A 21,192-nucleotide genomic window follows, 5' to 3' on the forward strand; every position below is an offset into this window, starting at 1 on the left:
CAGGCCCTGCGCACCCCATGCGGAAAAACTAGCACAAGGTGGTCAAGGCGCAGCCCGCGGCTGCTCAAGCGGTCGGCGGTGTTGCTCATTTGATTCAGTTCAGGCGCAGTGTTTCGATCACGACCTGCATGGCGCGTGAGGTCTCGCGCTGCGCCGAGTAATACAAGTGGTAGCCAGGAAAGCTGCGCCACCACGTTTCAAGCACGGGCACAGCCCGGCCAGCCGCCAGATGGGCGGCAGCCAGATCGTGTGGGACATAGGCCAGGCCATGGCCGTCGAGGGCGGCATTGAGCACTTGGTAGATGCCGTTGAACACCAGCCGGCCCTCGACCCGCACGCTGATTTCGCGCTCGCCGTGCTTGAGCTCCCAGGCATACAGGTTGCCCTGGGTTGGCAGGCGCAGGTTGATGCAGGCGTGTTGGCTGAGTTGCTCCGGGGTTTCTGGCATATGCCGTTCGGCGAAATAAGCGGGCGCAGCGATGATTGCCAGGCGCATGTCCGGGCTGATGCACACCGAGCGGATGTCCTTGCCCAGGCTGTCCCCCAGGCGTACGCCAAAGTCAAACCGGCCCTGGACGATATCGGAGAAGGCGTAATCGCTGTGCAGCTCCAGGTTCAAGCGCGGGTAGCGCGCCAGCAGGCTTTGCAATTTTGGCCAGAGCAAGCTGTCGATGGCATGGTCGCTGGCGGTGATGCGCACGGTGCCGCTGGGCATGTCGCCGAGTTCGACGACCGCGTGCAGTTGTGCTTCGATCAGCTCAAGGCGCGGTGCCACCTCGGCGATCAAGCGTTCGCCTGCCTCGGTAACCGAGACGCTGCGCGTTGTGCGCGTCAGCAGGCGCACACCGAGGCGCGTTTCCAGGTCGCGGATGGTGTGGCTGAGCATCGATTGCGACATGGCCAGCTGTGCTGCGGCGCGGGTGAAGCTGCGCTCGCGGGCAACAACGATCAACGCCTGAAGTTGGCTGTAGTGCTCTCTGGCCATTGCAGCAGTCCTGAAATCCAGTGGTGTGCGCTAATAATTGGCGCAGAGACGACACTGTAGGCGGGATGGGCGGCACTAGAAACCTGCATAAACTGCATGCAGCTATGAGCTTGGTTGATAAATACCGGTGCAGCGTGCGTGGCTGGAGCACGTTTGGCGAGCCGGGCAGGGTAATTGACTAGACCCGCAGTGCCGCAATCAGCAGGGCCATCGCCCCTGACGGTTGCCGTCGGCTGGGGTAATAAAGGTGTAAGCCGGGCCACACCGGGCTGAAGTCTTCGAGCATCTGCAGCAGCTGCCCGGACTGCACATGCTGCTCGACCAGTTCCGCAGGCAGATAGGCGACGCCAAGCCCGGCCAGGACGGCTTCCACGGCGTCGGAGGTGTTGTTGAAGATCAGTTGCCCGTCCACACGCAGATTGACTTCGCGGCCATCGACTGCAAATTCCCACGCCCATAAATTGCCCCGCGTCGGCAGGCGCAGGTTGATGCAGTTGTGCTGCAACAGGTCGCTTGGTGTGTGCGCCATACCGTGATGCTGCAGGTAAGCCGGGGTAGCGACAACTGCATAGGGCGCATCCGCAGCGATGCGCACGGCGATCATATCCTGCGCCACTGCCTCGCCGAGCCTGACCCCGGCATCGAAACGTTCGGCAACAATGTCGACAAAGCCGCTGTTGGTCGACAGCTCGACCTTGATCCCCGGATGTGCCGGCAAAAACAGCTTGAGCTTGCTCATCAGCACCGCCCGCACGGCGTGATCGGAGGCGGTGATGCGGATCGTGCCGGTAGGGCTGTTGCTCAACTCGGTCAGCGCCTGCAACTGCATATCGATGGCCTCGAATTGCGGTGCGACGTTCGCCAGCAGTTGCTCGCCGGCCTCTGTCACCGTCACGTTGCGCGAGTTGCGTGACAGCAGGCTGACGCCCAGGCGGGCTTCCAGGGCGCGTACGGCGTGGCTGACGGCTGTCTGTGACACACCCAGCCGCGCTGCCGCTTTGGTGAAACTGCGCGCGTGCGCGACGGCAAAGAACACACTCAGGCCGGAGAACGCATCGCGCAAAGTCTTGGGGTCCATGGAGGGCACTTCACTGGAGAACTGTCGGGCAAACTACAGGGATGGTCTGACGATGAACAGCGTTCTGATCGAGCGCTGGAGTGAGCAGATAGGGCTAGGCGCTGCCTATAAGAGGCATGACGATTCAGGCCGCTGGTTTCGCTCGTTTGGCAATGAGAGATCACTTGGCGGCCCCAAGATCAGCGTTGCTGGCGTTGCTCCAGACGCTGGGCGAACTGGCCAATCACTTCAACCACCCGCTGCGCACCGTGCTGAATATCCTCGATCACCGCGCCAGCCTTGTGCGCCAGCTCAACACCTTGCTCGGTCTTCAGCGTACTCGCCTGCATGCTCGCCACAGCCTGGCGGGCCAGTTCGCGGTTCTTGCCGACCACTTCACTGATCGCCACGGTGGCCTTGCTGGTGCGTTGCGCCAGGTTGCGCACCTCATCGGCGACCACGGCAAAGCCGCGGCCTTGGTCGCCGGCGCGGGCGGCTTCGATTGCCGCGTTGAGGGCCAGCAGGTTGGTCTGCTCGGCGATGCTGCGGATAGCATCGACAATGGTGCCGATCTGCTCGGACTGCTCACTCAGCGCACTGATCGCCTGGCCCATCTGCGTGAGCTCGTCGGCAATGCTCTGCACCATGTTTACGGTCTGTTGCACCACTGCAGAACCCTGCTGGGTACACTCATCGGTGTGCTGCGACGTCTCGAAGGCCACCAGTGCAGCTTGCGATTCGGCCTCGCGCTGCTCGATCTCAGAGGTGATATCACTGGCAAACTTGACGACGCCATAGAGCTTGCCGTGCTCGTCATACAGCGGGTTGTAGGTAGCCTGCAGCCAGACCGTGGCGCCGCGACTGTCCAGGCGCGGGAACTGGCCTGCCTTGAACGTGCCACGATTCAGCGCTGCCCAGAACTCGCGATAGGCGTCACTTTTCGCTTCGCTGACAGAGCAGAACATCTGGTGATGCTGACCGCGTATCTGATCCAGGCGATAGCCCATGACCTTGAGGAAGTTGGCGTTGGCATTGATCACGCGCCCGTCGAGAGCAAACTCGATGACGGCCATCGAACGTTCAATGGCGTTGATGAAGCTGGCCTGTCCCTGGGCGTGCTGCTGGGCTACACCATGCTCGTACTGAAGCGTGGCGACGGTCTTGCGCAGCGCAGCCACTTCGGCCTCGAGCGCGGCTTGACGGGTGTGTTCCGCATGCAACAACTGCTGGTGGGTGCTGGCGCGGATAAACATGGCGGCGGGCCTCGGGGACAAAATCTGCGTGTTGGCACGGTGCCCACACAGGAGGTGCCATTAAGCCACTACCGCCAATAATTGTACAAATATTTATTGTTGTACAAGTATGAGAACTTAAGTGTCCCGTTCGCGGTCAGGCTCACTTCCAGCCCAGCAGCCACCGGGTGGAGTCGCGCAGTTCCTGCCAGTCGAACACTTCACTGCGCCCGGTCAGCACCGCCTGCAGCTCGACTTGCAACGGCGTGCCTTCGTCATCACACAGCAATTGGGTGACGATGAAGTGCTTCTCGCGGTTTTGCGGAGCGCGTGCTGTCCATTTCGACAGCGCCAGTTTGCGGGGGTTGAACCTGTTCATGAGAGCTCCATGCGCGGTGGCTGCTGATATCTTTGCGTCTAGGCTATAGACTTATACACGCATTGCGGATTGTACAAGAATCGCCATTTTGTCACAGGGAGCTCCCACATGACCGACGCTACCCGTACTACCTCGATCACCTTGCAGCAGTTGCGAAGTCTTGCTGATGCGGATTCAGTCGACGAGCTTGAGCTGCTGTCCCTGGAGGGCGGCATTTACCTGCTCAGGGTGCGTACCGCAACAGGCCTGCAGACTTTGGCCGGTGAGGGCGGCAGGCCGATGCACCTGCGCTCGTCGACGCACTTGCGCAGTTTGCTCGCGGGCTTCCCGGCAATGCGCTGTGTGCTCGTCCAGCATGTAGTCCACGATGAGATGTGCGGCCAGCGCGAAGGCCAGATCGAGCCATTGCGCCTGCCATTGTCACTGGAGCAGACGTGGTAGCCGCAAGTACTCCGCGACTGGGCCTGATACTCGGTGACCAGCTGTCATTCGACCTGAGTTCGATCCAGGCACTGGACCCGCAGCGTGACATCCTGCTGCTGGCTGAAGTGCAGGAAGAGGCGAGCTACGTGCCGCATCATCCTCAAAAAATAATCATGATTTTCAGCGCGATGCGACACTTTGCTAAAGCTTTACGTGAGCATGGTTGGCAAGTGATTTATGTTGAACTCGATGCTTCCAGCAATACCCATAGCCTGCCCGGCGAAGTCCAACGCTGGCAGGCCGAGCTTGGTGCAAGCGAAGTGCACTTCACCGAATGCGGCGAGTGGCGCCTTGAGCAAGCGTTACGCAGTTGCCCGGTAGCTCAGGTGTGGCACCCTGACCGGCGCTTTCTCTGCTCGCGCCAGGCCTTCGCCCGCTGGGCGGCAGGCCGCGAGCAGCTGCGGATGGAGCAATTCTATCGGTCGATGCGCAAGCGCTGCCGGCTGCTGCTCGAAGACGATGGCAGCCCGCTGGGCGGCGCCTGGAACTTTGACCGCGACAACCGCAAGAGCCTGCCACGCACTCTGCGCGGGGCGTTCCCGGCGCGGTTCAGCCAAGACGCGATCACCCAAGCGGTGGTGGCGCTGGTGCGCGAGCGCTTTGCCAGCCACTACGGCAAGGTCGACGGCTTCGACTACCCAGTCGATCATGCCCAGGCGCAGGGGCTCTGGCAGCACTTTCTCGACTTCGGCCTGGCCGCCTTCGGTGATTATCAGGACGCCATGGCTGAAGGTGAGCCGTTCCTGTTCCATTCACGCATCAGCGCGGCGCTGAACATCGGCCTGCTGGATTTGCGCCAGCTGTGCAGCGATGTCGAAACCGCTTACCGCCAGGGCCGCGTGCCGCTGAACGCGGCCGAAGGCTACATCCGCCAACTGATCGGCTGGCGCGAGTACGTGCATGGCATCTATTGGCTGCGCATGCCGGAGTACGCCGAGCTCAATACCTTTGGCAACCAGCGTCCGCTGCCCGAGTTCTATTGGACCGGTAACACCGGCATGCGCTGCATGGCTCAGGCGATCGGGCAGACCCTCGAGCTGGGCTACGCACACCATATTCAACGGCTGATGATCACCGGCAACTTTGCCTTGCTCGCCGGGATCGCCCCGGCGCAGATCTGCGAGTGGTACCTGGCGGTATATCTGGACGCCTTCGAGTGGGTCGAGTTGCCCAACACGCTGGGCATGGTCATGCATGCCGACGGCGGCTACCTGGGCTCCAAACCCTATTGCGCCAGCGGCCGCTATATCCAGCGGATGTCCGACTACTGTGGCAACTGCGTTTATCAGGTCGAGCATTCGCTGGGCGAGCAGGCTTGTCCGTTCAACGCGCTGTATTGGCACTTCCTCATGCGCCATGAACAGCAACTGGCGCTCAACCCGCGGCTGGCGCAGGTCTATCGCGGCCTGGCCGGGATGGACCCGCAACGCCGGAAAGCGCTGTGGCAGCGTGGTGAGACGCTGCTGGCCAGGCTCGACGCAGGAGAAACGCTTTGAAAAAAACCCATCTGCCGCAAAAGGTCTGCCCGGTCTGCGGCTTGCCGTTCAGCTGGCGCAAGCGCTGGGAGCGGTGCTGGGATGAAGTGAAATATTGCTCTGAGCGCTGCCGCCGAGCGCGGCGCAGTGCCCCGGGCGAGGACACTCAGGCGGATTGCTGAGCGCCACGCTGGAACTGTTCGATTATCGAGCATGATCCGCTTTTGAGCGCTCAATTTTGGCCAAAATGCGCCGAACGTAATGGGTAGTGCAGCTCACCCTTCGCATTCGGAAGTCTAGCCATGTCCTTGCGCCACTTGAATATTGCCACTCGCTCTTACTTGAGTTTCAGCCTGATCGCCGCACTCGTGGTGATCCTCGGCGTGTTTTCCATCAACAAGATCTCCACCATGCGCGAAGCGGTGGTGTACACCGAACAGGTGACCAACGTCGGCACGCGCTACCTTGGCGAAGTGCGCAGCCACATGCTGGGGCTGCGTATCATCACCATGCGCATGGCCATCGCCCGTCAGCCTGCACAACTGGCGCCCACCCTGGCGCGCCTGGAGGAGCTCAAAGGCCTGCTGGACAAGGGCCTGCAGGGCTACAGCGCGGTGATGCCGGCGCAGGCCAAGCCGGTGTTTGCCGAGATGCAGCAATTGATCAGCCAATATCGGGTACTGCTCGACCAGTACAAGGGCTTGTCCGATCAGAATCGGCTGGAGCCGATGCAGGGCATGCTCAGCGGCACCATGCAGGATATCTCCACCCGCACCGGAGAGCTGTATGACAGCCTGGTCAAGCTCAGCAGCGAGGCGGCCGCCGCACATACCGCCGAGGCCCGCGAGGACTATCAGCGCGCCTTGTGGCTGACTGCGAGCGTGGTCGGCCTGGTGCTGCTCCTGACAATCAGCCTGGCCTGGCTGCTCACCCGCAGCATTGTCAGCCCGCTACGTGCGGCGATTGCCGTGGCCCAGGACATCGCCGCCGGTGACCTGTCGCAGGCGGTGGTGGCTAGCGGCAACGATGAAGCCAGCCAGTTGATGCGTGCATTGGCGGCCATGCAGGCCAGCCTCAAGGATGCGCTGCGCCTGATCGGTGACTCGTCCCAGCAACTGGCAGCAGCCAGTGAACAGATGTCGGCGATCACTCGGCAGACCTCCACTGACCTCAGCCGGCAAACCGACGAGATCCAGCAAGCCGCTACGGCAGTCACCGAGATGAGCGTGGCGGTGGAAGAGGTGGCGCGCAACACCGTCAGCACCTCGAGCATTTCACGCGAGTCCGAAGAAGCGGCCCAGCGCGGGCGCGAGCGGGTAGCCGAAGCCATTCGCTCGATTGGCAAGATGCGCCATGACGTGCAGGAGGCCTCGGCGCAGATCGAGGCGTTGTCGGTGCAGTCGCAGGAGGTGGGCAAGGTGCTGGATGTGATCGGTGCGATTGCCGGGCAAACCAATCTGCTGGCGCTCAATGCGGCCATCGAAGCCGCACGGGCCGGTGAGGCTGGCCGAGGCTTTGCGGTGGTGGCCGATGAAGTCAGAGCGCTCGCGGCGCGTACCCAAAGCTCGACGCTGGAGATCGAGGAAATGGTCAATGCCATCCGCACCGGTACCGCGCGGGTGGTCGACTCGATGCTCAGTAACAGTCAGCAGGTTGCGCATACCCTCGAAGTGGCGCAGTTGGCCGGCGAGGCGCTGGATGAGATCACCAACGGTGCCTCGACCATCCACGAGCGCAACCTGGTAGTGGCCAGCGCCACCGAAGAGCAGGCGCAAGTCGCGCGCGAGGTTGATCGCAACCTGCTGAACATCCGCGATCTGGCCCTGCAGACCTCGGAAGGCGCCGACCAGATCAGCGCAGCCAGCCAGGAACTGGCCAACCTGTCGATTGGTTTGAACGGGATGATGAAACGCTTTCAGCTGTGAAACACTCCAGCCATTAAAATAAACCGCCCTCAGGCCAGCATTACATCGTTTTTCAGCGCTGCTGGCCTTCCCTATAGTCCTCGCATACCCAAACGGAGCACCGACGTGCTCCCTTGATGCGAGACTGGCTATGAACAACAAGAAAACCCTCGACGCCAAGGTCGGCGCCGGCACCCGCGTAGTGTGGGGCGGCGAGCAGGTCAGCCACCCTTACAACGCTACCCAGACACCGATCGTGGCCAGCGCCGCCTATGGCTACGACGATATCGATACCTGGTATGACGTGGCGCTGGGCAATCAGCCTGGGTTTATCTACAGCCGCATGAGCAACCCCACCGTTGCCGTGCTTGAAGACAAGCTGTGCGCGCTGGAGGCCGCCGAGTCCGCAGTCGCCTTCAGCTCTGGCATGGCCGCCATCAGTGGCGTGCTGCACAGCCTGCTGGCCTGTGGCCAACGGGTGGTGTCGACCCGCGACAGCTATGGCGGCACCAACAAGATCTTCGAAGAGTTCCTGCCGCGAATGGGCGTTGAGGTAACCCTGTGCGACACCTACGACACCGAGGCCATCGAGCGAGAGATCGCCCGTGGCTGCAACGTGGTGTACCTGGAAACCCCCACCAATCCGACCCTGAAGGTGCTGGACATCCGCCGCCTGGTCGCAGCCGCCAAGCGGGTAGGGGCGCTGGTGGTGGCGGACAATACCTTCGCCACGCCGTTGAACCAGAACCCGCTGGCGCTTGGCGTCGACGTGGTGGTGCACAGCGCAACCAAGTTCCTCTCCGGCCACGGCGATGTGCTGGGCGGTATTGCCTGCGGCGCTGAAGCACTGATGAGCAAGGTGCGCCACTACCGCGAAATCAATGGCGCCGCGCTGGACCCGTTCTCGGCCTACCTGATCATCCGCGGGATCAAGACGCTGGCCCTGCGCCTGCGTCAGCAGCAAGCGAGTGCCCAGGCGCTGGCGGAGTACCTGTGCACCGAGCCTTTGGTCGAAGCAGTCAACTACCCGGGCCTGGCCCAGCACCCTGGGCATGCCATTGCCCGCGCGCAGATGCGTGGCTTTGGCGCGATCGTCAGCTTCGTGCTCAAAGGTGGCATGCGCGATGTAGCGCAGTTGCTGCCGCTGCTCAAATACGCCCACCGTGCCGGCAACCTGGGGGCGGTCGAAACCATCTATGGCCCGGCGCGCACCACCAGCCATGTTGAAAACACCCTGGAAGAGCGTCAGGCACTGGGCATTTCCGAAGGCCTGGTGCGCATCTCGGTTGGTATCGAAGACACCGCCGACCTGCTCGCGGACCTGCGTGATGCCTGCACCGTGTTGCGCGAGCGACAGCGTACGCAACCTCAGTGCACTGCAGTGCACGCCTAGCGAGAGCTCAAGGCCTGGCGATAAAAAACGTCGCCAGGTCGCTTCATGAAAACCGACAATAACAACAACTGCTGGCTGCCGAACTCACCGTGGCGTCATCGCGGCGGGACGTGTTCGCCATCACTTTCATGAGAATAAAACCATGCACTCTGAGCACAATGACGCACAGGCCGGCAGCGGCCCTGCGTTCAACAAAGACATGCAAACCCGCCACATCGTCATGCTGGCGTTGGGCGGTGTGATCGGCACCGGCCTGTTCCTCACTTCCGGCTACACCGTCAACCAGGCCGGCCCGCTGGGCGCAGTGATCGCCTACATGATTGGCGCGGTGATGGTCTATCTGGTCATGGTCTGCCTGGGCGAGCTTGCCGTGCAGATGCCGGAAACCGGCTCGTTCAGCAGCTACGCCACCCGCTACCTGGGCCCCGGCACCGGCTACACCGTAGCCTGGCTGTACTGGCTGACCTGGGCGGTGGCCATCGGCTCGGAGTTCACCGCAGCCGGCATCCTGATGGTGCGCTGGTTCCCGGAAACGCCGGTGTGGATCTGGAGCGCGCTGTTTGCGTTGGCGGTGTTCATCAGCAATGTGGTGTCGGTGCGGCTGTTTGCCGAAACCGAATTCTGGCTGTCGCTGATCAAGGTCCTGACCGTGGTGGTGTTCATCGCCATCGGCGGTGGCGCGATCTGCGGGCTGTTCGATGTGCAGCATGCGCAGGGCGCGGGGCTGAGCAACTTTACCCGTGAAGGGTTGTTCCCGACCGGCTTCCTGCCGATCGCCATGACCTTGCTGGCGGTGTCGTTCGCGTTCTCCGGGACCGAGCTGATCGGCATTGCCGCAGGTGAAGCGGCCGACCCGCAGACCAGTGTGCCGAAGGCGATCCGCACCACCATCGTGCGTCTGGCGCTGTTCTTCGTCGGCACCATCTTCGTGCTCGCCACCTTGCTGCCGCGCGAACAGGCCGGCCTGGTCGAAAGCCCGTTCGTGCTGGTGTTCGAGCTGATCGGCATTCCGTACTCGGCCGATATCATGAACTTCGTGATTCTCACCGCGCTGCTGTCGGCGGCCAACTCCGGCCTGTATGCCGCCTCGCGGATGCTCTGGACCCTCAGCGATCAGGGCCATATGCCCAAGTGCTATGCACGCCTGTCGCGCCGCGGCACGCCGGTCAACGCGATCATCCTGAGCATGGCCGGGGCCGTGGCCTCGTTGCTCAGCAGTGTGTTGGCGCCGGATACCGTGTACCTGGCACTGGTGTCGATTTCGGGGCTGGCCGTGGTGGTGGTGTGGATGAGCATTGCCGCCAGCCAGATTGCCTTCCGCCGCCATTACGTAGCCAACGGAGGCCGGGTCGAAGATCTGCACTTTCGCGTGCGCGGCTATCCTTGGGTACCCCTGGGCGCGATCGCTTGCTGCCTGCTGGCCTGTATCGGTATTGCCTTTGACCCGGCGCAACGGGTAGCGCTGTACTTCGGCGTGCCGTTCATAGCCTGGTGCTACTTCGTCTACTGGGTGACCCGCAACAAACGTGCGCAACGCCTGCGCGCCGAGGCTGGCGTGCAGCGTCCGGCTAGCGCCGCCTGAGCCGCACAAGCGATAGTGCACGCAGTCAATTGCCGAAGAGGTTGCGCCGATGAATCAAAAAACCCTACCGCCGCTGAATTGGCTGCGGGCGTTCGAAGTGTCGGCGCGTTACCTCAACTTCACCCATGCGGCCGAGGAGCTGTGCCTGACCCAGGGCGCGGTCAGCCAGCAGATCCGCCAGCTGGAGAGCCACCTTGGGGTCGCGTTGTTCAAGCGCCTGCCACGCGGGCTGGGCCTGACCGAAGAAGGCCAGTCCTACCTGCCGGTGGTGCAGGACGCCATCAGCCGGCTGGCGGTGGGCACCAACGAGATCTTCGGCCACAACCAGCGCCGCCCGGTGAAGGTGCGTGGCAGCTTGAGTTTTCTGCAGTACTGGCTGGCACCGCGGCTGGCGGATTTTTGCCGAGAGCACCCGCTGATCGACATCCGGTTCATCAGCAACCTGTGGGTGAAAGAGCCTGACGGTGAAGATGACCTGGAGATCCGCTGGGGTGCCGGCAGTTGGCCGGGGCTGGTGTCGCAGCGCTTGACCTGGGATGTGCTACAACCGGTCTGTTCGCCGGCGCTGCTCGCCGCCGCTCCCCTGCAACACCCGCGCGACCTGGCCCGGCATGCGCTGCTGCATGTGCTGGGTTATGAAGAGGGCTGGGGCTATTGGCTCAAGCGAGTCGGTGCCGATGCCGTGGATTACTCGCGCGGTTTGCAGTTCGACACCATGGTTTCCACCCTGCGCATGGCTGAGCTGGGCCAGGGCGTGGCCTTGGCGCGCTCATCCATCGTCGAGGATCTGCTCGCGTCTGGCGCGCTGGTCGCGCCGTTCAGCCAGCGTATCGAAGCCAGCGAATCGTTCTATCTGGTCCGCGCCCAGGGCGAAACCCTGAGCGCCGAGGCCGCCGCATTTTCCACCTGGCTGGTGGCACAGGCCCATCGCCATTTGTAGACCTTATCGCGTAGCTCTTATCAGGAGTCACCATGCATTACGTAAGCACCCGCGGCGCAGCTGGGCTGGCCGATTTTCGCCGGGTAGTGCTCTCCGGGCTTGCCGACGATGGCGGCTTGTTCGTGCCCCAGGCCGTGCCGCAATACACTCCAGAGCAGATCGGCAGCTGGTCGTGGCTGCCGTTCGACGAGCTGGTCTGGCGGGTGGTCTCGCCCTACGTGGGCGGAGCAATGGACGAAGCTGCGTTGCGCGCGCTGCTCAGTGACAGCTACCGCGACTTCGATCATCGGGCGATCACGCCGTTAAGGCAGATCGGCCATAACGAATGGATTCTGGAGCTGTTCCATGGCCCGACGCAGTCGTCCAAGGACTTTGCTGCGCAGTTGCAGGCGCGCCTGGTTGCGCACTTTCTGCCGCAACAACAGGGCAGGGCGCTGGTGATCGGTGCCACCAACGGCGAGACCGGGCTGGCCGCGATCGAGGCCTTTTCTGGCTGCGCCAACGCTCAACTGGCCGTGTTGTACCCCGAGCAGGGTGTGCCGCCGGCGCAGTTGGCGGCCTTGCACCAGGCAAGCCCGCAACAGGTCGCGCTGATCCCGGTAGCGGGCAGTTTTGACGACTGTCAGACCCTGGTGTCGCGCCTGCTGCACCAGTGGCCGTTGCCTGAGGTGACGCCGATCTGCTTCAACTCGACCAACTGGGTCGGGGTGCTGGCGCAGATCGTCTATTACTTTCACGCCGCGCTGCAGCTTGGCGGCGGCACGCGGCCGGTGGCCTTCAGCGTACCCGCGGCGAGCTTTGCCGAAATCTACGCAGGCTACATCGCGCAGAAGATGGGCTTGCCGATCAACCAGGTGATCGTTTCGACCAACAGCAACGACGCCCTGCATCACTTCATCCAGCGCAACCGCTACTCGACCCGGCAAAGCAGCCGCACCTCGTCGCCGGCGATGGACTTCTCGCTGTACTCAAACCTCGAGCGGTTTATCTGGGAGCTGTACGACCATGATGGCCATGCGGTGAGGGCGTTGATGGAGCACTTCGAGGCGTGCGGTGAGCTGAGCATCGGCAATCAGCAATGGTTACGGGCGCGGGTGCTGTTCGACTCACATGCGGTTGAGGAGCTGCAGATTCGCGAAGAGGTCCTGCGCTTGTTTGCCGAGACCGGCGCGGCGGTTGATCCACATACTGCCGTGGGCGCGTTGTCTGGGCGGATTCAGCGACGCAGCCTGGGCGCGCCGATGGTCACCCTCGGGCAAATCGCGCCGAGCAAATCGGCTGGCCTGCTGGCCGAGCTTGGGGTGTGGCCTGGCCCGGTTGCCGCCCTGGCCGAACCGGACGAGGTGCGCACAGGCCTGCAAACGGGCGATCTGGCCAGCTTGATCCAGGCGTTGCGCCAAGCAACGCAGGCGCGGCCATGAAGCGCATTCTTGATCCACTGGACGAACATATCCTGGCCGAGCTGACCGCCAATGCGCGTATCGGCCACGCCGAGCTGGGCGCCAAGGTCAATCTGTCGCGTAACGCGGTGCGCCAGCGGATCGAGCGGCTGGAGCGCGATGGCGCAATCCAGGGCTATACCATCCGCCTCGGCGACTCGCGGCGGGCCTCGTCATTGATCAGCGCGGTGATCTTTGTCTACCGCTATGACCGCATGCGTGGCGCCGATGTGCTGGCCGGCTTGCGCGGCATTCCCGAGGTAGTCCAATGCGAAGTGCTCAGCGGTGAGTTCGACCTGATGCTGCGGGTCAATGCCGCCTCGCCCGAGCGTGTGCACATGGTCTGGAAAGAGATCGCCGGCATGTCCGGGGTGGAAAACACAGTGACCTCGTTCGTGCTCTCGGCCGAGCACTGAGGCGAGCAAAACGACCAACAAATGCAGCATTCTGACCAATTCAACTGACTGCGGTGAACCCTTAGGCTGACTCCATCAAACAACGCCTGAGAGCAACGCAGACATGACTGAATATAAAATTGCATTGGTGGGTTTTGGTGGGGTCAACCGTGGCCTGGCGCAACTGGTTGCCGAACGTAATGCCTGCTGGCAGGCAAGTTTGGGGTTCAGCCTGAAGATCGTTGGCGTCAGCGATATCTTCCTTGGCTCGATCGTCAACCGCGACGGTCTCGATGCCGCCCAGCTGGTGGCCCTGCCAGCCGAGAAAGGCGCCTTTGCCAAGCTGTACGGTGGCACCGCCGAAGCTTTCACCGAGACAGTGATCAAGCAATCCGGCGCCGACATCATCGCGGAGGCGACTTTCACCAATCCTGTCGACGGCGAGCCCGCCACCACCTTCTGCCGCTGGGCGCTGGAAAGCGGCATTCATGTGGTCACCACCAACAAGGGCCCGATTGCCCTGCACGGCAGTGAGCTCAAGGCGCTGGCGCAGCGCAACAACGTCGCTTTCGAGTACGAAGGCTCGGTCATGAGCGGTACGCCGGTGATTCGCCTGGCCAGGCAAGCGCTGGCCGGCGCTGAAGTGCAAGGTTTCGAAGGCATCCTCAACGGCACCTCCAACTATGTTCTGACCCGCATGCAGGAAGGCCTGAGCTTTGCTGCGGCGGTCGCACAGGCGCAGCAACTGGGCTACGCCGAAGCTGACCCAAGCGCCGACGTCGATGGCTATGACGTGCGCTTGAAAGTGGTGATCCTCGCCAACGAACTGCTCAACGCCAAGCTGCAGATCAGCGACGTCGCCTGCTCGGGTATCAGCAACATCAGCGCTGAAGACATCGCCACCGCCAGCCGCAATGGCCAGTGCTGGAAGCTGATCGGTGCGGCCCAGTGCCAGGCCGATGGCTCGGTGCAAGCCAGCGTCGCTGCACGTTTGTTGCCGCTCAGCCACCCACTGGCCGGTATCAGCGGGGCAACCAATGCGGTCTCGTTCACCACTGAGCTGGTCGGTGCAGTCACGGTGTCCGGCCCGGGTGCAGGCAAGATCGAAACCGCCTTTGCCTTGCTCTCGGACATCGTCGCCATCCACACCAGCCAGCAGCAGTAAGCGGAGAGCAGCCATGAGCGTAGCCAGCAAGGTCAATGTGCAACGGGTCGAAGCGCAGCAGATCGATGTGTTCAGCCCTTACGACGGCCGCTTGATCGGCAGCGTGCCGTGCCTGGATGCCAGTGCGGTGCCGGCCATCCTCGAGCGTGCCCGCCAAGGTGTGCGCCAGGCCGCGGCAATGCCGCGCCATCAGCGCGCACGTGTGTTGGAGGAGGCGGCGCGGCGGGTGCAGGAGCAAGCCCAGGCGTTTGCCGAATTGATCGTCGCCGAGGCCGGCAAGACCTTGCGCCAGGCCGAGAAAGAGGTCAAACGCTGCATCAACACCCTCAAACTGTCGGCTGAAGAGGCGCGGCGCAATGCCGGTGAGGTGGTGCCGTTCGAGGCCTATGAGGGCTCTGAATCGCGCCAGGGCTGGTTCAGCCGAGAGCCGTTGGGGTTAATCGTCGCGATCACACCGTACAACGACCCGCTCAATCTGGTCGCACACAAGCTCGGGCCAGCGATTGCCGGTGGCAATGGGTTGATCCTGAAACCGTCCGAACTGGCGCCGCTGTCGGCCCTGAAACTGGTCGAATGCCTGCTGCAGGCGGGTTTACCGGACTCGGTGGTCACTGCCGTGACCGGTGGTGTCGAGTTGGGCAAGGCGCTGGTCGAACTGCGCGAGGTGCGCATGGTGTCGTTCACCGGCGGCTTTGTTACCGGCGAGTCGATTGCCCGCAGTGCTGGCCTGAAAAAGCTGGCGATGGACCTGGGCGGCAACGCGCCGGTGCTGGTGTTGGCAGACTGCGACCTGGAACCCACGGTCGAGTCGTGTGTCTCCGGGGCGTTCTGGGCGGCGGGGCAGAACTGCATCGGCACCCAGCGGATCTTGGTGCAACGGCCGATCTATGAAGCGTTCCGCGCACGCTTTGTCGCCCAGGCACAGGCCTTGCTGCTGGGAGACCCGGCCCTGCGTGAAACCGATGTCGGGCCAATGGTGACCGAACAGGCTGCGCGCCGCACTGAACAGTTGGTCAACGAGGCGCTCAGCGAGGGTGCGCAGCTGCTCTGCGGTCACCAGCGCAAGGGCGCCAGTTACGCGCCAACGGTGCTGGAGCAGGTCAGTCATGCCAGCCAGATCTGGCAGCAAGAGGTGTTTGCGCCGGTGGTGATTCTTGAGCCGTTCGACCAGCTGGACGAAGCAGTGGCGCTGGCCAACGCTCCGGAATACAGCCTGCACGCCGGAGTGTTCACCCGTGACCTGGCCAAGGCGTTGAAGCTTGCCAGGCAGATCGAAGCGGGTGGGGTGATGATCAATGATTCGTCGGACTATCGCTTCGATGCCATGCCCTTTGGCGGCTTCAAGTACGGCAGCCTCGGTCGGGAAGGTGTGCGCTTCGCTTATGAAGATATGACCCAGCCGAAAGTGGTGTGCATCAACGATCTGGGCTAACCGCAGCGCGCTGCCCTGCGCTGGTTTGGCGACAGGGTAGCGTGATGTGCAGAGCAGATCCGACGAACGGTAGGTGACTTAGGTCTCGACTTTTGATGTATTGAAACCGGTTTCATAACCCGTCTCAAACAATAATCACAAGAGACCTCAGATGACCGATACACCGTCCAGCCCGCGTGAGCGGGTCACCATCAGCCAGGTTGCACGGGTCGCCGGCGTATCCAAGGCGACCGTGTCGCGTTATATCGGTGGCGACCGTCAGTTGCTCGCCGATGCCACTGCGCAGCATCTGGCCGAGGTCATCGAGCGTCTCGGCTACCGGCCAAACCAGATGGCCAGAGGCCTCAAGCGCGGCCAGACGCGCCTGATCGGCATGCTGGTCGCCGACATTCTCAACCCCTATTCAGTGGCCGTGATGCGCGGCGTTGAAACTGCCTGTCGCGAGCACGGCTACAGCCTGGTGCTGTGCAACACCAACCGCGATGACGAGCAAGAGAGCCATCACCTGCGCGTGCTGCAGTCCTACAACGTCGAAGGGCTGATCGTGAACACCCTCGGCCACCACCAGGGCGAGCTGCTGGCGTTGCACCGGGATATCCCCATGGTGCTGGTCGACCGTCAGGTGCCGCAGCTCAATGCCGACATGGTCGGGCTGGATAACGCCGACGCAGTCGAGCAGGCGCTGGACCACCTGCAGGCTCGCGGCTACCGCGACATTCTGGCAGTCAGCGAGCCGCTGGATGGCACCAGCTCGCGACTGGAACGGGTGCAGGCCTTTACCGCATCGATCAATCGCCGCCCCGGCATGCGCCAGCAGATCCTCGAGTGTGCGGCTGATTTGCCCGCATGTCTGGGCAATTTCCTCGGTGCCAGCGGGCATGGCCCGCAAGCGATTTTCACCTTCAACGGCGTGGCCACCCTGGCCGTCACTCGCGCCTTGCACGAGCGCGGCTGCAGATTGTTCGAGGATGTCGGCCTGATCGCCCTCGACGAGCTCGACTGGCACCCATTGGTCGGCAGCGGCATTACCGCGCTGGCGCAACCTACCGAACGCATCGGCGCGTTGGCTTTCAACTGCCTGCTTGAGCGGTTGCGTGGCGGTAACGCTGCTGCGCAGCGCATCGACCTCAAGGCCGAACTGATCATTCGCGGATCGACCAACCCCCGTATTTGACCAACGGAGTCACGTCCGTTTGCGTTGCATCGAAATGAAACCGGTTTCATAAGGACAATAACAATGCGCTCGAACCCCGTTTCCATCAGCCTTTCCAGCTACGGCGCCGATTTGGTCCGCCAGCGTGGCCAGGCCAGTTTCGTGCCGTTGCTGGCTGCGGCCGGCGTCAGTCGAGTCGAGCTGCGCGAAGAACTGTTCGCCAGCCCGCCGGACTGCCCACAGCTGTCTGCCGCAATCCGCACCTCAGGCATGGAATGCCTGTATTCCTCGCCGCTGGAGCTGTGGCTGGAGGACGGCCAATTGAACCCGGCGTTGCCTGCCAAGCTACAGACCGCCAGGGCCGTGGGCGCGGTGGCACTCAAGGTTTCCCTTGGTCACTATCAGCCGGGCTGTGACCTGACGGCGCTGGCTGCGCAACTCTCGGCGGATGGCCCAATGCTGCTGGTTGAAAACGACCAGACTGCGCACGGCGGGCGGATCGAACCGATGCTGCAGTTTCTTCTGCGCTGTGAATCCATCGCACTGGCGCTGGGCATGACTTTCGATATTGGCAACTGGCGCTGGCAGGGTGAGTCGGCGGTTCAAGCCGCTCACGAGCTGGGCCGCTGGGTGCGCTATGTGCACTGCAAGGCGGTCGAGCGCCAGGCCAATGGCCGCCTGGTCGCAGTGCCGCCACGCGCAGCCGATCTGCTGGCCTGGGAGCAGATGTTCAGCGAGTTCAGCCCGGCAGTGGTGCGCGCGGTCGAGTTTCCTCTGGTCGGTGACGACCTGCTGGCGGTAACTCGTGCCCAGGTCAACAACCTGGCTCGGCTTGCGCTGACGGCGGAGGTGAGCCATGCCTGACCATGACGTGTTGTGCTTTGGCGAGACCATGGCCATGTTCGTCGCCGAACAAACCGGTGAACTGGCGCAGGTCGGCCAGTTCGGCAAACGCATTGCCGGTGCCGACAGCAATGTTGCGATCGGTTTGTCGCGGCTGGGCTTCAAGGTGCGTTGGCTGAGCCGGGTCGGCAATGACTCGTTGGGCCGCTTCGTGCTGGACAGCCTGCTCAAGGAGGGCCTGGATTGCTCGGCGGTGCAAGTCGACCCTGAGCATGCCACCGGCTTTCAGCTCAAGGCCCGCTGCGATGATGGCAGCGACCCCGCCGTCGAATATTTCCGCCGCAACTCGGCTGCCAGTCATATGTCGCCGCAGCTGCTGAACGCACAGTTGACCAGCGCCGAGCATCTGCATGCCACCGGCATTCCGCTGGCGCTGTCGGCCGGCTGCCGGGCGTTGTCGCATGGCCTGGTGGACGCCATGCGCAGCGCTGGCCGGAGCATCTCGTTCGACCCCAATCTGCGCCCATCGTTATGGCCTGACCAGGCCAGCATGATCCGCGAGGTCAACGCGCTGGCAGTCAAAGCCAACTGGGTGCTGCCAGGCCTTGAAGAGGGCCGTTTGCTCACCGGTCGACAAAGCCCTGCTGACATCGCCGCGTTTTATCTGCAGCAAGGCGTCGAGCTTGTGGTGATCAAGCTGGGCGGCGAGGGCGCTTATTTCTGCAGCGCGGACGCTGAGGGCTGGGTGCCGGCATTCGCTGTTGCGCAGGTAGTCGACACCGTCGGCGCGGGCGATGCCTTTGCAGTGGGCGTGCTCAGTGGCCTGCTCGAAGGCTACCCACTGGGTGAAGCGGTTGCCCGCGGCAATTGGTGCGGCAGCCGCGCGGTGCAGTCGCGCGGGGATATGGAAGGCCTGCCGCTGCGCAGTGAACTGGAACTGTACAACCGGCGCAGCTGCGCCTGAAACGCTGATCGCCGGTTAGCCGGCACCTGGTGCAACAAAAACAACCAAGCTCAGGAGCACACCTCATGCAAACGACCAGCCTCGCGCGTCGCCGGTGGTGGTACATCATCCCGATCGTGTTCATTACCTACAGCCTGGCCTATCTGGACCGCGCCAATTACGGCTTTGCCGCAGCCTCCGGCATGGCCGACGACCTCAAGATCACCCCGGCCTTGTCGTCCTTGCTCGGTGCGTTGTTCTTTCTCGGCTACTTCTTCTTTCAGGTGCCCGGGGCGATCTATGCGGAAAAACGCAGCGTCAAGAAGCTGATCTTCGTCAGCCTGATCCTCTGGGGTGGGCTGGCGACGCTGACTGGGATGATCAGCAATGTGTACTTTCTGATCGCCATCCGCTTCCTCCTCGGGGTGGTCGAGGCGGCAGTGATGCCGGCGATGCTGATCTACCTGTGCCATTGGTTTACCCGCGCCGAACGCTCGCGGGCCAACACCTTCCTGATGCTCGGCAACCCGGTGACGATCCTGTGGATGTCGGTGGTGTCGGGCTACCTGATCAAGCATTACGACTGGCGCTGGATGTTCATCATCGAAGGCCTGCCGGCGGTGCTCTGGGCGTTTATCTGGTGGCGCCTGGCGGCGGACAAACCGGCCCAGGTGAGCTGGCTCAGCCAGCACGAGAAGGACCAGTTGCAAGCGGCGCTGGCGACTGAGCAGCAGGGCATCAAACCGGTGAAGAATTATCGCGAGGCGTTCCGCTCGCCGCAGGTCATCGTGCTGTCGTTGCAGTACTTCTGCTGGAGCATCGGCGTGTACGGCTTTGTGCTGTGGCTGCCGTCGATCCTCAAGCAGGCCGCCAATGTCGATATCGTCACGGCGGGCTGGTTGTCATCGGTGCCGTATCTGGCGGCAGTGCTGGCCATGGTCGGCGTGTCGTGGGCCTCGGACCGGCTGCAGAAGCGCAAGCGTTTTGTCTGGCCACCGCTGCTGATCGCCGCGCTGTCGTTCTACGGCTCGTATGCGCTGGGCAGCGAGCACTTCTGGTGGTCGTACGCTCTGCTGGTCCTGGCCGGAGCCTGCATGTATGCGCCATACGGGCCGTTTTTCGCGATCGTGCCGGAGATTCTGCCGAGCAACGTCGCAGGCGGGGCCATGGCCTTGATCAACAGCATGGGCGCACTGGGCTCGTTCGGTGGCTCGTGGCTGGTGGGCTACCTGAATGGCGCCACCGGCGGGCCAGGCGCCTCTTACCTGTTCATGTGCGGTGCGCTGCTGACGGCGGTTGCCCTCACGGTCGCACTGCGTACACCCCAGGCTCAGCCCAAGCGTCGCGCTGGCGGCCTGGCACTGAATCATTAAGGAATTGCCATGAAAAAGACCATAGTCCTCTACAAGCGCTTGTCCGATGATTTGCTCGGCCGTCTGCGCGAGCAGGCCGAAGTGATCTTCGTCGACACCGCGCAGGCGGATGGCCTGGCCCGTCTGCGCGATGCTTTGCCCCACGCCCATGGCCTGCTCGGGGCCAGCCTGCGCCTGGACAGCAGCCTGCTGGACCTGGCGCCGCAGCTGGAAGCGGTGGCCAGCGTCTCGGTGGGGGTCGACAACTACGACATTGCTGACCTGACCCAGCGCGGCATCGTCCTCACCAATACCCCCGATGTGCTTACCGAAACCACCGCCGATACTGGCTTTGCCTTGATCCTGGCGACGGCGCGCAGGGTGGTCGAACTTGCCAGTTGGGTGCGGGCAGGGCACTGGCAGGCCAACCTGGGGCCGGCTCACTTCGGCACCGATGTGCACGGCAAGACCTTGGGCATCGTTGGTATGGGCCGCATCGGTGAAGCACTGGCCAAGCGTGCGGCTGCGGGGTTTGGCATGCGCGTGGTGTATCACAGCCGTCAGCCCAAGCCTGCCGTCGAGGCCCTTTATGGCGCCGCTTGTCGCAGCCTCGACGGGCTGCTGCAGGAATCGGATTTTGTCTGCCTGACGGTGCCGTTGAGTGCCGCGACCGAGGGTTTGATCGGCGCGCGGGAACTCAGCCTGATGAAACCCGAGGCCATCCTCATCAACATTTCCCGTGGCCGGGTGGTGGATGAAACCGCGCTGATCGAAGTGCTACGTGAGCAGCGCATTCGCGGGGCCGGGCTGGATGTGTTCGTCAAAGAGCCGTTGGCGGCGGATTCGCCCTTGCTGCAACTGGACAACGTGGTGGCGACGCCGCACATCGGCTCGGCGACCCACGAAACTCGCCAGGCCATGGCCCGCTGCGCGGTAGACAATTTGCTCTGTGCGTTGGCTGACCAGCGCCCACAGAATCTGGTCAATCCGCAGGTTTGGGCAATGCGCTAGCCGGCATTGCTGGGGGCGCAAAGCGCCCC

20 protein-coding genes and 1 pseudogene are annotated in these 21,192 nt (G+C 63.0%); 16 read left to right on the forward strand and 5 right to left on the reverse strand.

From position 1 onward, the window contains the following. Window positions 1-94: 94 nt before the first annotated feature. From IDM28_RS10625 to IDM28_RS10640, 5 genes and pseudogenes are all read right to left on the reverse strand, one after another. The gene (locus IDM28_RS10625) at window positions 95-985 is read right to left on the reverse strand and encodes a LysR family transcriptional regulator (protein ID WP_188035876.1); all 891 of its coding nucleotides are present in this window, start codon (window positions 983-985) and stop codon (window positions 95-97) included. 178 nt (window positions 986-1,163) lie between these two features. After that, window positions 1,164-2,063, reverse strand: a complete 900-nt coding sequence (locus IDM28_RS10630; protein ID WP_188035877.1) for a LysR family transcriptional regulator — start codon at window positions 2,061-2,063, stop codon at window positions 1,164-1,166. A 179-nt stretch (window positions 2,064-2,242) separates the two neighbouring features. Further along, window positions 2,243-2,764, reverse strand: a complete 522-nt coding sequence (locus IDM28_RS24205; RefSeq protein WP_224785536.1) for a methyl-accepting chemotaxis protein — start codon at window positions 2,762-2,764, stop codon at window positions 2,243-2,245. Between the two features lie 30 nt (window positions 2,765-2,794). Then, window positions 2,795-3,295: pseudogene (locus IDM28_RS24210) on the reverse strand (PAS domain-containing protein); the annotation flags it as partial. 142 nt (window positions 3,296-3,437) lie between these two features. Continuing rightward, entirely contained in the window at window positions 3,438-3,653 is a 216-nt protein-coding gene (locus IDM28_RS10640; protein ID WP_101319202.1) for a TIGR02450 family Trp-rich protein, read from the reverse strand. Window positions 3,654-3,788: 135 nt separating this feature from the next. Here IDM28_RS10640 and IDM28_RS10645 point away from each other — a divergent pair, with 135 nt between their 5' ends. From IDM28_RS10645 to IDM28_RS10720, 16 genes are all read left to right on the forward strand, one after another. Then, entirely contained in the window at window positions 3,789-4,094 is a 306-nt protein-coding gene (locus IDM28_RS10645; protein ID WP_101323011.1) for a DUF6482 family protein, read from the forward strand. Continuing rightward, window positions 4,088-5,632 carry a cryptochrome/photolyase family protein gene (locus tag IDM28_RS10650; RefSeq protein WP_188035879.1) on the forward strand — a complete coding sequence of 515 codons (1,545 nt, stop codon included), beginning with the start codon at window positions 4,088-4,090 and terminating at the stop codon, window positions 5,630-5,632. The genes IDM28_RS10645 and IDM28_RS10650 overlap by 7 nt, the downstream gene beginning before the upstream one ends. Beyond that, window positions 5,629-5,793 carry a DUF2256 domain-containing protein gene (locus tag IDM28_RS10655; protein ID WP_150569314.1) on the forward strand — a complete coding sequence of 55 codons (165 nt, stop codon included), beginning with the start codon at window positions 5,629-5,631 and terminating at the stop codon, window positions 5,791-5,793. Before IDM28_RS10650 ends, IDM28_RS10655 begins: the two co-directional genes overlap by 4 nt. A gap of 120 nt (window positions 5,794-5,913) precedes the next feature. Beyond that, a complete protein-coding gene (locus IDM28_RS10660) occupies window positions 5,914-7,536 on the forward strand; it encodes a methyl-accepting chemotaxis protein (protein WP_101319208.1) in 1,623 nt (540 codons plus the stop codon). Window positions 7,537-7,666: 130 nt separating this feature from the next. Further along, the gene (locus IDM28_RS10665) at window positions 7,667-8,908 is read left to right on the forward strand and encodes a cystathionine gamma-synthase family protein (RefSeq protein WP_150569312.1); all 1,242 of its coding nucleotides are present in this window, start codon (window positions 7,667-7,669) and stop codon (window positions 8,906-8,908) included. Window positions 8,909-9,050: 142 nt separating this feature from the next. Beyond that, complete coding sequence (locus IDM28_RS10670; RefSeq protein ID WP_188035880.1) at window positions 9,051-10,490, forward strand: amino acid permease; 1,440 nt, start codon at window positions 9,051-9,053, stop codon at window positions 10,488-10,490. A gap of 49 nt (window positions 10,491-10,539) precedes the next feature. Beyond that, complete coding sequence (locus IDM28_RS10675) at window positions 10,540-11,430, forward strand: LysR substrate-binding domain-containing protein (protein ID WP_101319216.1); 891 nt, start codon at window positions 10,540-10,542, stop codon at window positions 11,428-11,430. A gap of 32 nt (window positions 11,431-11,462) precedes the next feature. Then, window positions 11,463-12,851 carry a threonine synthase gene (thrC, locus tag IDM28_RS10680; protein ID WP_188035881.1) on the forward strand — a complete coding sequence of 463 codons (1,389 nt, stop codon included), beginning with the start codon at window positions 11,463-11,465 and terminating at the stop codon, window positions 12,849-12,851. Further along, entirely contained in the window at window positions 12,848-13,285 is a 438-nt protein-coding gene (locus tag IDM28_RS10685) for an Lrp/AsnC family transcriptional regulator (RefSeq protein ID WP_103437263.1), read from the forward strand. The genes thrC and IDM28_RS10685 overlap by 4 nt, the downstream gene beginning before the upstream one ends. 103 nt (window positions 13,286-13,388) lie before the next feature. After that, window positions 13,389-14,429, forward strand: coding sequence for a homoserine dehydrogenase (locus tag IDM28_RS10690; RefSeq protein ID WP_188035882.1), 1,041 nt, complete (start codon window positions 13,389-13,391; stop codon window positions 14,427-14,429). Between the two features lie 13 nt (window positions 14,430-14,442). Continuing rightward, window positions 14,443-15,861 carry an aldehyde dehydrogenase family protein gene (locus IDM28_RS10695; RefSeq protein ID WP_188035883.1) on the forward strand — a complete coding sequence of 473 codons (1,419 nt, stop codon included), beginning with the start codon at window positions 14,443-14,445 and terminating at the stop codon, window positions 15,859-15,861. Between the two features lie 151 nt (window positions 15,862-16,012). Further along, window positions 16,013-17,035 (forward strand): LacI family DNA-binding transcriptional regulator, encoded by a 1,023-nt coding sequence (locus IDM28_RS10700; protein WP_101319227.1) that lies wholly within the window; start codon window positions 16,013-16,015, stop codon window positions 17,033-17,035. A 63-nt stretch (window positions 17,036-17,098) separates the two neighbouring features. Then, window positions 17,099-17,878 carry a sugar phosphate isomerase/epimerase family protein gene (locus IDM28_RS10705; RefSeq protein ID WP_188035884.1) on the forward strand — a complete coding sequence of 260 codons (780 nt, stop codon included), beginning with the start codon at window positions 17,099-17,101 and terminating at the stop codon, window positions 17,876-17,878. Next, window positions 17,871-18,821, forward strand: a complete 951-nt coding sequence (locus IDM28_RS10710; protein ID WP_150572609.1) for a sugar kinase — start codon at window positions 17,871-17,873, stop codon at window positions 18,819-18,821. Before IDM28_RS10705 ends, IDM28_RS10710 begins: the two co-directional genes overlap by 8 nt. A 65-nt stretch (window positions 18,822-18,886) precedes the next feature. After that, window positions 18,887-20,173, forward strand: coding sequence for an MFS transporter (locus tag IDM28_RS10715; RefSeq protein ID WP_188035885.1), 1,287 nt, complete (start codon window positions 18,887-18,889; stop codon window positions 20,171-20,173). 9 nt (window positions 20,174-20,182) lie between these two features. Continuing rightward, the gene (locus IDM28_RS10720) at window positions 20,183-21,163 is read left to right on the forward strand and encodes a 2-hydroxyacid dehydrogenase (RefSeq protein ID WP_188035886.1); all 981 of its coding nucleotides are present in this window, start codon (window positions 20,183-20,185) and stop codon (window positions 21,161-21,163) included. The last annotated feature ends 29 nt before the right edge of the window (window positions 21,164-21,192 follow it).

This window comes from Pseudomonas sp. EZ-C24, from assembly GCF_014525325.1.
Taxonomy (GTDB): domain Bacteria; phylum Pseudomonadota; class Gammaproteobacteria; order Pseudomonadales; family Pseudomonadaceae; genus Aquipseudomonas; species Aquipseudomonas shirazensis.